Source organism: Streptomyces sp. NPDC001153, assembly GCF_053598315.1.
The window spans coordinates 45,568-58,189 of the sequence record NZ_JBSFJZ010000021.1; the positions used below are offsets into that span (position 1 = coordinate 45,568).

9 protein-coding genes are annotated in these 12,622 nt (G+C 71.3%); 6 read left to right on the top strand and 3 right to left on the bottom strand.

Features of this window, described 5'->3' with window-relative positions; translation table 11 throughout:
• Positions 1-447, top strand: a complete 447-nt coding sequence (locus tag ACWDEN_RS23955; protein WP_450860088.1) for a hypothetical protein — start codon at positions 1-3, stop codon at positions 445-447.
• 496 nt (positions 448-943) lie between these two features.
• Here the strand turns inward: ACWDEN_RS23955 and ACWDEN_RS23960 are convergent, their stop codons facing one another.
• Positions 944-3,118: an MMPL family transporter gene (locus tag ACWDEN_RS23960; protein WP_450860089.1), complete on the bottom strand. Its 2,175-nt coding sequence runs from the start codon at positions 3,116-3,118 to the stop codon at positions 944-946.
• Between the two features lie 159 nt (positions 3,119-3,277).
• Here ACWDEN_RS23960 and ACWDEN_RS23965 point away from each other — a divergent pair, with 159 nt between their 5' ends.
• On the top strand, positions 3,278-3,901 hold the full coding sequence (locus ACWDEN_RS23965; RefSeq protein WP_450860090.1) for a TetR/AcrR family transcriptional regulator: 624 nt from the start codon (positions 3,278-3,280) through the stop codon (positions 3,899-3,901).
• 257 nt (positions 3,902-4,158) lie between these two features.
• Here ACWDEN_RS23965 and ACWDEN_RS23970 read toward each other — a convergent pair whose 3' ends face one another.
• Positions 4,159-5,283: a BTAD domain-containing putative transcriptional regulator gene (locus ACWDEN_RS23970; RefSeq protein ID WP_351608185.1), complete on the bottom strand. Its 1,125-nt coding sequence runs from the start codon at positions 5,281-5,283 to the stop codon at positions 4,159-4,161.
• Positions 5,284-5,477: 194 nt separating this feature from the next.
• On the opposite strand from ACWDEN_RS23970, the gene ACWDEN_RS23975 reads away from it, so the two are divergent.
• A complete protein-coding gene (locus ACWDEN_RS23975; RefSeq protein ID WP_450860091.1) occupies positions 5,478-6,944 on the top strand; it encodes an MFS transporter in 1,467 nt (488 codons plus the stop codon).
• Between the two features lie 242 nt (positions 6,945-7,186).
• On the opposite strand, the gene ACWDEN_RS23980 is transcribed toward ACWDEN_RS23975, so the two are convergent.
• Positions 7,187-8,887, bottom strand: coding sequence for an FAD-dependent oxidoreductase (locus ACWDEN_RS23980; protein ID WP_450860092.1), 1,701 nt, complete (start codon positions 8,885-8,887; stop codon positions 7,187-7,189).
• Positions 8,888-9,513: 626 nt separating this feature from the next.
• On the opposite strand from ACWDEN_RS23980, the gene ACWDEN_RS23985 reads away from it, so the two are divergent.
• From ACWDEN_RS23985 to ACWDEN_RS23995, 3 genes are all read left to right on the top strand, one after another.
• Positions 9,514-10,113, top strand: coding sequence for a DJ-1/PfpI family protein (locus ACWDEN_RS23985; protein WP_351608193.1), 600 nt, complete (start codon positions 9,514-9,516; stop codon positions 10,111-10,113).
• A 96-nt stretch (positions 10,114-10,209) separates the two neighbouring features.
• Positions 10,210-10,896 carry an antibiotic biosynthesis monooxygenase family protein gene (locus tag ACWDEN_RS23990; RefSeq protein ID WP_450860093.1) on the top strand — a complete coding sequence of 229 codons (687 nt, stop codon included), beginning with the start codon at positions 10,210-10,212 and terminating at the stop codon, positions 10,894-10,896.
• A gap of 222 nt (positions 10,897-11,118) precedes the next feature.
• Positions 11,119-12,600, top strand: coding sequence for an FAD-dependent monooxygenase (locus ACWDEN_RS23995; protein ID WP_351608199.1), 1,482 nt, complete (start codon positions 11,119-11,121; stop codon positions 12,598-12,600).
• The last annotated feature ends 22 nt before the right edge of the window (positions 12,601-12,622 follow it).

Here is a 12,622-nt window from a genome sequence, read left to right on the forward strand (position 1 = left end):
ATGGAATCTGGAGCGAAGTTGAAGCCGTGGGGTAACTTGAGCACGTCCCTGGTCGTATTGGGTCAGGATATGAATGCGGCCACGCTGCTCGATGCATTGCACATCGTGGAGGGTGAGGACTTCCCTTCGTCCGGCGGCGTAGGAATCTATTCCGGGCCCGGCTGGGCCACACTCACTGTGGACGAACGGCGCTCGGACAGCGCCGACGACCAGGCCCTGGAACTCATCGGACTCCTCAGCCCCCGCAAGCCGGAGCTCGACGCGCTGACGGCGGCGGGGAATTTGGTGAAGGTCGATCTGGCGGGCGTTGCCGAGGAGTCGAGGACGGGAGTTTTCGTCTCGCCGGGCGTTCTCGCGGGTCTTGCGGAACTGGGCGTCCCTGTCACCTTTACGGCGCTCCGGGCATCCGGAGAAGACGAGGAAGACCCACTCGCCTGGCTCGGCTGAACGCGGACGACCCGGCATCGCACTGCGTCAGCAGGCCGACTACGGAGAGCAGCTTGCTCGTCGCGCGGCGAACGCTGGCTTCGGCAGGCAGGACGAAGGCAACCCGCACTGGAAGGGAGATCCGCTGCGGCAGGGTTCGAGTCGCCTAGCCGAGCTGGCGCTGCGTCCCCGTCAGGCCGGCGACGCCGTCCAATCAGGGCGGTGTCGGGACGCAGTCGGGACACAAGGACAGGAAGAGACTGACAAAGGTGAAGGGGCACCGACACGGCTCGCCCCTTCTGACCTGCGAAAACGTCATGAATGAGCGTGGATGGGCAAGGGCCGCCAAGATCCCCAAAGGACTCATAATCCGTCGGCCGTGGGTTCGAGTCCCACCCGCCCCACCAAGAACGGGTAAGAGAATCGTTCTGAACTGTGCAAACGCGTGCGGCGGCGCGAAGTGGGGGCCGGTGTGGCCCCGTTCGCGCCGCCGCGTGGGGCGTCGGGGTGGCCGGCCTCAGGCGGTCGGCACCTTCACGGGCTCCTGACCGCTCAGGGTCTCCTCCTCGATGCGCGGCAGGCACCGGTCGAGCCAGGACGGCATCCACCAGTTCGCCTTGCCCAGGACTTCCATCGCGGCCGGCACCAGCACCAGCCGCACGATCGTCGCGTCGACGAGCACCGCGACCGCGAGCCCGAGGCCGATCTGCTTGACCGCCACATCGGGTGTGGCGACGAACCCGAGGAAGACCAGGAACATGATCGCCGCGGCGGCGGTGATCACGCGCGCGGTGACCACGAGGCCCCGGGTCACGGCCGTGGAGTTGTCCGAACCGCGCAGCCACACCTCCCGGATCCGCGACAGCAGGAACACCTCGTAGTCCATCGACAGTCCGAACAGGATCACGAACAGGAAGACGGGCACCCAGGTCGTGACGGGCATCTTCTCCGGGAAGCCGAACAGCTTCCCGGCCCAGCCCCACTGGGCGACGGCGGTCAGCACGCCGTAGGAGGCGGTGACCGACAACAGGTTCATCACCGCCGCCGTCAGCGCGATCACCACCGACCTGAACATCGCGAGGATCAACAGCACCGACAGCACCACGACTGTGGCGATCACCCAGGGGAGCCTGCGCCACATGAAGTTGGCGAAGGTGACGTTCCCCGCGTTGGGGCCCGTCAGGTACGCGTGCATCCCGGTTCCGGCGGTCGCTCGTGGCAGCGTCGTCGTATTCAGCGTGTTGACGAGCGCGTTCGTCTCCGGGGCCTGCTTCTGCGTCGTGGGGTAGGCGACGATCATCAGGGCCTTGCCGTCGGAGGAGGTGACCGGCGGTGTCACCTCGGCCACGCCCGGCACCGTCCGCAGCGCGTCGACGATACGCCCGCCGTCCGACGCGGCGGCGTCCGGTCGGGGCAGCTTGGCCGCCACGATCAGGGGGGCGTCGAACCCGGGGCCGAATCCCTCGGACATCGTCGCGTACGCCTTGTAGCCCATCGAGTGACGCGGCTGGGTCGAGTCGTCCGGCATCGACAGCTTCATGGCCAGGGCGGGCGCGGCCAGGGCCAGGATCACCACCGTGGAGGCGGCCACCGCCGTCACCGGGCGCCGCTGGATGAGCCGTGCCCACCGTTCGGCGGGATGCGGTCCGCTCTCCGCCGCGTCCGGAGCCTCGTCCGCGGCGGGCCGCCGGCGGCGGAGCGTGAAACGCGACGGCCTGGCCAGTCGCGTCCCGCTGAATCCGAGGAGTGCGGGCAGCAGCGTCAGCGAGGCCAGCACGGTCATGGCCACCGTCGCGGAGGCGGCCACCGAGACGCCGTTCATCAGCGATTCGCGCAGCACCAGCAGTCCGAGCATGCCGATCACGACGGTGGCCCCCGCGGTGAGCACCGAGCGGCCGGCCGTGCGCATCGTGGTCACCGTCGCCGTCTCCGGGTCGGCGCCCGACCGCAGTTCGTCGCGGAACCGCGTGACGATGAACAGCGCATAGTCCACACCCACGCCGAGGCCGATGCCCGAAGCGATGATCGCGGAGTAGGACGGCGCCGGGAAGAGGTGGCCGAGCAGCGCGAGCAGCGACAGGCCGGTGCCGATGCCGAAGAGGGCGGTCGCGATCGGCAGTCCCATGGCCAGCAGCGAGCCGAACGCGATGAGCAGCACGATCATGGCCGCCACGACGCCGAACGCGTCGGAGGATCCGCCGCCGGGCGTGTCGATGGTGTCCACGACGTCTCCGGCGAGGTTGAAGTCCACCCCGTGGCCGGAGGACGCGGTCGCGCGGTCCATCATCTTCTGGACCTCGGCGGTCGGGATGGACGCGCTCGGTTCGTCGAACTGCACCGTGGCGAACGCGATGTGCCCGTTCCGGGAGACGTGCGTGTAGGGGTCGCTCACCTCGGTGACGTGCGGCGCGCCACGCAGCGGTGCGATGGCCGCGCCCACGCGGGAGCGCACCGAGGCGTCGGTGACGGGCGCCGTGGATTTGATCGCCAGCGTGAAGCGGTCACCCGACTGCTGGTGGAAGTGCCGATCGAGCAGCGTCTGCCCGGGATCGCTGGTGTTGAAGTCGTTGTCGGAGCCGGCCCCGTACAGCTGCCACAGGGTGACCAGGCACGCCAGCGCGGCGATCCAGGCCATCAGTGTGATCCAGCGGTGACGGAAGCAAGCGCGGCCGACGATTCCCAGTGTCGACATCGTGATCTCCTACGAGCCTCGAAGTCGCGTTGCGTGCCGCAAGGCGGACCGGCTCGGTCGCATGGAGGAAGGAACCTGCCGGCAATCAAGCTAGGTCAGACCTAAACTTATGTCAAACCTAATCTTCGGCTCGCCCTAAGCCGCTGGTATCGTGGCAGCGTGACGACAGGACTGCGGGAGCGCCGGAAACAGGAGGCCCGGCAGGCGATCTCCGGTGTGGCGATGGAGATGTTCGCGGCCAAGGGCTTCGACGAGGTGACGATCTCTCAGGTCGCCGAGGCGGCCGGGGTGTCGAAGATGACCGTCACCAACTACTTCCCCCGCAAGGAGGACCTCGTCTTCGACCGGGCCGAGGTGATCATCCGCAGCCTGGCCGACGCGGTCGCCGCCCGGGCGCCCGGCGAGAGCCTGCTCACCGCGATCCGCCGGGACTTCGCCGAGCGGATCGCCGCGGGCGACGTCACCCTCGGCGTGCCCACGCCGGCCTTCGCCCGGATGGTGCAGAACAGCCATGTGCTCACCGGCCGGAGGCGGGAGATCGCCGATCTGTGCGAGCAGGCGCTCGGCGACGCCATCGCCGCGGAGTCCGGCGTGGACGACGCGCAGCAGCGGATCGTCGCGGCCCAGCTCGCCTCGGTGCACCGGGTGCTGTTCGCGGAAGGCGCCAGGCGCATCCTGGACGGTCAGTCGCGGGACGAGATCCGTCAGATCCTCGCGGAGGCCGCCCGCCAGGCCTTCGACCTGCTCGAACCGTCCCTGGGGGACTACGGCGTCAAGGCCTGAGCGGACCGGGTCCTCAGCCGCTTTCCCAACGGCCGGGCGCTCCGCGGCTGCTGATGTCCCGTCGCTTCCGTTCGGCGTGACCGCGGTCTGCGGTCTGCGGTCTGTGGTCTGCGGTCTGCGGCCCCGGCCCGGTCTGACGACAGGGCCCGGCCCACGGTGTGTCCGTCCCTGTCGTCGTCCGTCCCGTGCCGCCGCCGGCCGCCTGGTCGGCGAGCCGGCGGCGGTGTGTCCCTGAGGGCACGGTGAGAGCCGGCGGTTCAGTCCGCCTTCTCGGCACAGTCGGGCCACGGCGGCTGCCCGTACGTGCGCCGTACGACGGGTATGTCCTGGCGGAGTACCCGCAGATGCGCCTCGGTGAGCGCCTCGCCGGGGTAGATCGCGAACTCGTGGTTCAGGCGGTCGCGCAACTCCTCGTAGACGCGGAGGGCCGCCGCCTGCCGGCCGACCCCGGCGAGCGCGATCATCAGGTGGGCGTGGACGCGTTCGTCCAGCGGTTCCGCCGCCGCCAGTGCGTGCAGGCGGGGCAGCACCCGGTCGTGGAGCCCGAGACCGCAGGCGGCCTCGGCGTACCGCAGGATCGCATCGGCCTGCTGGCGCCGCTGGGCCGCCACCCCGGGCTGATCGTGCAGCACGTCGAGGTCGGCCAGAGGCTCGCCGCGGCACAGTCCCAGGGCCTGTTCGTACAGGGCGCACGCCCTCGGCTTCTCGCCGAGCGCCCACGCGGCCTCGGCATCGGCCGCCAGCGCCCTGAAGGAGAGCAGGTCGAGCTGCTCGACGGGGACGTTCAGCCGGTATCCGCCCCCGGCGGACGCGATGATCTCGTGGCCCTTCCCTTGCGGTGCCAGGAGCCTGCGGAGCCGGCTGATGTGCGCCTGGACCAGGTTCGGCGCGGTGCTCGGGGCCGACTGCCCCCACAGCGCGTCCATGATGGAGTCCCGCCGTACGACGCCGCCCGCATTCATCGCCAGCAGGCCGAGCACCGCCCGGCGTCTGGGGGGTCCGAGCGGCAGCGGTGTGCCGTCGCGCGAGGCCTCCAGGGGGCCGAGGACCCGCAGCCACAGCCCCTGCCGTACTCCCGCCCTGCCCGGCGGACCGGCGTCCGGTGCCGCGGACTCGGTCACCGGCGCCGTGCGCCGCCGGGGCACGGTCATGCTGGAGGTCAGCTCCGCGGCTTCCCGGGGATCCAGGTCGAGCGCCTGCACCAGGGCCGCCTGGGATCCGGGTCTGGGCCGGCGCCTGCGGCCTTGTTCCAGGTCTCTGAGGGCGGCGAGGCTGAGGCCCGCCCTCGTGGCCAGTTCCTGCTGGGTGAGCCCTGCTCTGCGGCGATGGTGGCGTAACACGTCAGCCAGCCGGGCGGCCGGCTCCCCGTTGTCTCGGCGCATGCGCTTCCCGTTCCGTCTGTCCTGTTCGGATGAGGGGGGTGGCTCGCAGCCCCTCCATTCAGCGGTGTTCAACCCGGTCGAGCAACCAGCCCCTCAAAAAGGGAAGTTAAAGAACCGGTTGTCGCGAACCAGGGTCCCGACGCCCCTCATATCTTAGGTTTGACATAAGTTTAGGTCTGACACACCATGTGGGCATGACCCGAGAGACCACCGAGGCACCCCCTGCGCCCGGCGCCTCGCGACAGGACGGCCGCCATGGCCGGCGGGCCGTCGCCGTCGTCCTCGTCGGAGCTTTCATGGCCCTGCTGGACACCACGATCGTGAACGTGGCGCTGCCGTCGATCCGCACCGCCCTGCACGCCTCGCCCGCCGGCCTGGAGTGGATCGTGTCCGGGTACGCACTGGCCTACGGCCTGGTCCTGGTTCCCGCCGGCCGCGTCGGCGACCGGATCGGCCACAAGCGGCAGTTCATCGCCGGGCTCGCGCTGTTCACGCTGGCCAGCGTGGCCTGCGGGATCTCCCGCACCACCGGCGAGATCATCGCCGCCCGCGTGGTGCAGGGCGTCGGAGCCGGGGTGTACTACCCGGCCATCTCCGCCACGATCCAGCTCACCTTCACCGGCCCCCGGCGGTCGAAGGCGTTCGGGACCCTGGGCGCCGTGATCGGGGCGTCCACGGCGCTCGGGCCGCTGCTCGGCGGCCTGATCATCCAGGCCGCGGGCGCGGCCGACGGCTGGCGGTGGGTGTTCCTGGTCAACCTGCTCGTCGGCGCGATCGCGCTGCCGCTGGCCGCCCGGCTGCTCCCGGCACCGGTGGCGCGCATGCGGCGGGGAATCGACCCGGTCGGTCTCGCCCTGTTCACCGTGGGCCTGTTGCTGCTGCTCATCCCGCTGATCGAAGGACAGCAGAACGGCTGGCCCGGCTGGACCTACGGATGCATCGGCGCATCCGTGGTGGCACTGGCCCTGCTGGCGGTCTGGGAGGTGCGCACCGAACGGCGGGGCGGGGACGCCCTGCTCAAGCCGGCGCTGCTCGCGCGCTCGTCGTTCGCCGCCGGCGCCGCCCTCGCGATCGTCTTCTTCGCCGGCTTCACCAGCGCCTTCTTCGCGCTGTCCATCCTGTGGCAGGTGGGGCTCGGGCACAGTGCGCTGGCGAGCGGGCTGGTCGTGATGCCGTTCGCTTTCGGCAGCCTGGCCGGGGCGGCGGCCGGCGCCAGGCTCTCGGCACGGCTGGGCCGCACGGTGCTGCTCATCGGATGCGTGCTGGTCTGCGCCGGCCTCGTGGGAACCGCCGGGGTGCTCCATCTCGCCGCGCCGCATCCGGGCGGGTGGCAGCTGGTGGGCCCGCTGCTGGCCGCGGGGCTGGGCAGCGGCATGGTGATCGCGCCCAACCAGGACTTCGTCATGGCACACGTGCCGCGGGAGGAGGCCGGGACCGCGGGCGGCACCCTCACCACCGCGCAGCGCGTCGGCAGCGCCATCGGCATCGCGGTGGTCGGCACCGTTCTGTTCGGCACCCTCGACATCCGACCCGGCCGGGACACCCTGGCGCGGGCGTACGGTCACAGTGCCCAGCTCGCCATGCTGGCCGGCGCGGGCTTCGTCCTGGTCGCGCTGCTTCTGGTGGCCGCCCTCCCGCAGCGGGCCCCCGCGCGCCGCTGAGGCCGACGCCGACGCTCAACTCCCCCTCCGTGCCCGCCGGTTGCCGACCGGGACCGATGCACCCCATGCCGCCCGACGGGCACGCGCGCGCCGCCCGCGCCGGGGCCTTGGAGAAGGAGAGCCGGGGGGCCGGTGCCACCACCAGCGCGCCGAAGAGGGCACCGGCAGGCAGCGGCGCGCGCTCCTGCCGCTGGGCGCTGAACCCGGCGCCGTCGATCGGCGCCGGGCGTGGCGTGCGGTGGTCAGGGGGTTGCCGTCGGGTCGGGCAGCGGGGGTGCCGTGTGGTTGCCGGTGGGGGTCCGCAGTCCGAGGGAGGCGGCAGCGGCGGCCGGGCCGGACGAGCCCAGCCGGCCGGAGGCGGCGAGGTAGCCGTCCGGGCGGATCAGCAGCCAGCTGCCGCGCCGGGCCCGGAGTCCGTCCGCCAGCAGCCCGCCCGGATCCGGCAGCGGACCCGGCACCGTGTCGTCCCCGCCACGCGGACCCGGCACCGTGTCGTCCCCGCCACGCGCATCCGGCGCCGGAACCGTGCAGACCCGCAGCACACCGTCGTACTCCTCGGCCAGTCGGCGCAGGGCCGGGCCGTCGCCGCTCCGGGCGAAGGCCAGCAGCAGCCAGCCGGGCCTGCGCAGCTCGGCGAGCAGCGAGCGCCAGCCGGCGGAGGCCGCCTCCTGGGAGGCCGTGACCCGGGCGACGCGCTCGCCCGCCGCCACCGCGAGCGCGGCGTCGGACCCGGCCGGCCCGGCCGGGTAGCTCAGGCCGAGCGCCGACATGCCGGCCATGATCTTCCGTTCGATCCTCGACTTCAGCGGCCCGACGTTCCGTACGACCGTGAACATCGTCCCCAGCCAGGCCGCCGCGACCGGGTTGCGCAGCTGCGTCAGCGCGGTGACGAACCGGGTGGAATCCAGCAACGTGGCCGCGACCGGGAGGCGTTCGGCTCCGAAGCTGTCGAGCAGGCGCGCGTCCGCGCGGCCGTGCCGGACGTCGGCGAGCTTCCAGGCCAGGTTGCAGGCGTCCTGGACACCGGTGTTGAGGCCCTGCCCGGAGGCGGGGCTGTGGACGTGCGCCGCGTCGCCCACGACGAAGCAGCGGCCCGACCGCATCGCGGGGACCATGCGCTGCTGGATGGTGAACACCGAGACCCAGCTCGGGGCCTCGACGGTGACCGGGGCGCCGATGCCGGCCTGGATCTTGCGGGCCAGACGCGCGGCGAGGGCCTCGCGGTCACCGGTGTCGACATGACCGACGTCCCGGGTGTCGACGAGCCGCCACCTTCCCTCGTCCGGGAACGGCACGAGCATCACCGTGCCCTCGCGGGTGCGCATCCAGTAGATGGAGTCGGGAGGCAGATCGCAGTGGACTTCGGCGTCGGCGATCAGCCAGGTCTCGGTCTGCTTGCCGCGCATCTCGAGGCCGAGGCGCTTGCGGACGGTGGAGTGTCCGCCGTCGGCGCCGACCAGCCAGGTCGCGCGGACCGACTCGGTGCCGCCGTCGGTCCGCGCCAGCTCGGCCGTGACGCCCTCGCCGTCGTCGGTGAAGCCGACGAGTTTCGTGCCCCACTCGATGCCGAGGCCCTGGCGGGTCACGGCGTCACGCAGGATCCGCTCGGCGCGGGCCTGGTCGATCATCACCGTGTAGGGGTAACGGGTCGGCAGACGGCCGTAGTCGGCGTCGAACCGGACCAGCCGGCCGCCGTTCTGGTAGAGCGTGAGGTGATCCACCCTGCGGCCCTGGGCGAGGATGTCGCGGACCACGCCCATCTGGTCGAACGTCTCCAGCGTGCGGGCGTGCATGCCGAGGGCGCGGCTGGTGGTGGCGGGGCCGTCGGCCGCGTCGACCAGGAGGACGGACAGACCGTTGCGGACCAGCTCGTGGGCGGCGGTCAGGCCGGCCGGACCGGCCCCCACGACCAGGACGTCACAGACGGTGGTGCACTGGGTCATGACAGCTCGCTTTCTCGCTCGGCGCGGGTGCGGTGAACGTTCGGCGCGGGGTGTGGTGAACGGTTCCCCGGCGATGCGGGTGCTCGGATGCCGGCAGGGCCGTGGCGATGCCTGGACGGTGCGGTGCCTGGACGGTGCGGGCCCGGCAGGCGGATGCGAACCGATGGCGGCCAAAGGGGCCGTGACCGACCCGGCGGAACTCCGGTCGACGGCGGTGAGTCCGCTCGCCCCGTCCGCCGGAGCCCCGGCGCGCCCGACAGTCTGCCACGGCCCCAGCGGCCAAGTCGCCCGTGGGCGACCGGCGTTCACCTCGTGAGACCTCGCCGTCCGCCCGGCCGTCGACCGCGTCCCGGTGCCGCCGGCGGTCGCTGTTGAACGCCCCGGCCCCGGCGCTAGGGTCGGCGCCAGCCGGCCTGCGACCCCCTCCGCGGCGCCGTGCCGGTGATCCCTGCCGGGCGCGCTCGTGCCACCCCGGAGCCCGGCCACCGGCCGGTCCGCGCCGTCGCAGGACGGCGTGACCTCGCCCTCGCGAGAGAGCGCGCGTGGCGCGTTTCCCCCCTGCGCGCCGGCATCGCACACGCCACGTATCGGGATCGGTTCCGGTCCACAACGGAAGGCAGGTACAGATGACCACGTACGGAATGCTGATCTTCGACGGCGCGGACGAACTGAACTTCACCGGCCCCTGGGAGGTGTTCAACGTCTCCTCGATCCTGCGCGACGACGCCGACACCTCCGTGCTGATCGCCCAGAACCGGGACGTCGTGAGCTGCCAGAAGGGCATGAAGGTGGTGCCGAGCCACACCCTCGAGGACCACCCGCCGCTGGACGTGCTGGTGGTGCCCGGCGGAAGCGGGACCCTGCAGCAGCTCCAGAACCCGGTGGTCACCGAGTGGATCAGGAAGACGGCCCCCAGCACCGCCTGGACCTCCAGCGTGTGCACCGGCGCCTTCCTGCTCCGCGAGGCCGGCCCGGCGCGCGGGCGCCGGATGGCGACGCACCACGCCTACCTCGAGAAGCTCAGGGCCTTCGGCGACGTCACGGTGGTCCCGGACGCGCGGTACGTCGTCGACGGCAATGTGATCAGCACCCAGGGCATCACGGCCGGCATCGACATGGCGCTGTGGGTCGTGGGACAGCTGCACGGCCGGGAGCACGCCCGCGCGGTGCAGTGGCGCCTGCAGTACTACCCCGCGCCGCCGTACCAGGCCGACGAGCCGCAGTAGTCCGCGGCGCGATCACCCGGACCCGCATCATCCCTGCCAACGAAAGGCGAGGAGACAGTGCCCTTCATCAATCCCAAGGACGGTTACCTCACCGTCATGAACCTGCTGAAGACCGACTCGGCGGAGAAGCAGCAGCGGCTGCTCGGCGCGGCGCGGCAGATCATCGACCAGGCGGATTTCCCCGGATGGATCTCGAGCACCATCCACGGCGGCCAGGACAGGTTCGGCACACTGAACTTCATCCAGTGGCGCAGTGCGGAAGATCTCGCCGCGTGGTACTCCGGTGAGATCTTCAAACACCATGACATGGCGCTGTTCCTGGAACTCCTCACCTTCGCCCGGCTGTTGCAGGCCGAGGCGGAACTGAGCCAGTGCCGCCCGGGGCTGGGTGACGTCGCCGAAATCTCGGCCGACCGCGACGACTACACGGTCGTCGAGGTCCTCGACGTGGCGCCGGAAAGCCAGAGCGCCCTGATCGCCGCTGTCGGCGCCGCTCACGAATGGCTGGTGGAAATCCCCGGGTACCGTTCGCAGAGCGTGCTGCGCGGCGTGCGCGCCCGCGGTCCCGAGGGCGACAACGCGCTCAAGGAGGTGGGCGCCGAGAACTCCTTCGTCGTCGTCTACTCGCAGTGGGACGGCAAGGAGGCCTACGACGCGTTCCGTGCCTCTCCCGCCGCACAGTGGTCGCCGGCGCGGCGCGCCACGGAAATCAAGCGGAACGCGCTGACGATTTCCAGCGACTGGAACAGTTACCGGGTCGAGCACTCCGGGTCCGCCGCGTAGCCGGCCCCTCTTCTTCCGCACATGTGTCACCGGGTCCTCCCGGCACGCCCCTGACCGGGTGTGCGCCGGGAGGACCCTTTTTTGTGTTGCCGTTCAACTGCTTATGTGCACCAGTTGAACGGAGCCAGGGTCTGTTCAACCACCCCCGCCCGAACTGGATTTAACCCGCGGTCACCTGGATCCTTTTTCGAGGAGGTCACACGATTCCCAGGCGAGGGGTCCATGAGCGACCAACAGTCCATTCCTGCTGAAATACCCGTCCTCATCGTCGGAATGGGGCCGACCGGCCTCATGCTGGCCAGCGAACTCCAGTTGTGCGGTGTCGACTGCCTGGTGCTCGGCACCGCGGCAACCCCGGAGTGGGAGTCGCGCGCCCTGGGTTTCACGCCCAGTACTCTCGAGATATTCGCGCACCGGGACATGCTCGAGGAGTTCGGCCCGCTCGAGCTGAGTCATGCCGTGCATTTCGCGGGAATCGTCATTCCCGCCGATCACATCTCGTCCCCGCATCCGTCGGCCATGCGTTTTCCGCAGTACAGGACGGAGGCCGTGCTGCGGGGCAGGGCCACCCGTCTGGGCGCCGCCGTCCGGCCGGGACACACGGTGCGCGATGTCCGGGAACTCGAGGGAGCCCTGGAGACCGTCGCCGAGGGCCCCGGCGGAACCGTCACCGTACGCTCGCGGTACGTCGTCGGCTGCGACGGGGCGCACAGCACCGTGCGGAAGAAAGCCGGCCTCGAATTCCCCCTCACCCCGCCCAACGTGCAGATGCTGCTGGCCGACATCGAGCACGTGGGCCTGCCGAACAACCGTTTCGGGAAGAAGACGCCCCACGGAATGGTGATGTCCGGACCGCTCACCGACACGGTGGACCGGCTGATCGTCTGCGACTTCCACGCCGAGCCGCTCGAACGCGGCACCCGGGTCGAGGCGAAACACCTGGAACAGGCGTACCGGAACGTCACCGGTGAGGACCTCCCGGCCGGGAACATCCGCTGGGCGAGCTCCTTCAACGACGCCTCCGGCATGGCCCCGTGGTTCCGCATGGGCAACATCTTCCTGGCCGGCGACGCGGCCCACATCCACCTCCCCGCCGGCGGACAGGGAATGAACGTCTCCCTCCAGGACGCGGTGAACCTGGGCTGGAAGCTCGCGGCGGCCGTCCAGGGCTGGGCCCCGGACGACCTGCTCGACTCCTACGACACCGAACGCCGCCAGGCGGCCGCCGAGCTGCTGGCGAACACCCGGGCCCAGGGCCAGCTCTTCCTCCGCGGCGCGGAGGTCGACCCCATACGCGGCCTGCTGCAACGCCTCTTCACCATCCCCGAGGCCGCATCGCTCGCCGCGGACGAGGTCACCGGCATGGCGCTGCGCTACGACACGGGCGACGGCGCCCCCGAGCCCGTCGGCCGCCTGCTCCCCACCAGGCACCTGCGGCTGCCCGGTGAGGACGGCCCGCCCCACGGGCTGCTGCGCGAGGGCCGCGGACTCTTCCTGAGGTCCGGCAAGGACGCCGAGGACGACGAGACCGAAGCCCTCCTGCGCCGGTGGAAGGCGCGCGTGGACGTCACGACCGTGCCCGGGACCGGCGAGCGGTCCGACGCCGCCCTGCTGGTGCGCCCCGACGGCTACGTGGCCTGGACATCCCACGGGACCGAACCGCTCTCCGACGCGCTGACGCGCTGGTTCGGCACCGCCGGCTAGAGGACCTCCGCCGGCCGGAGGA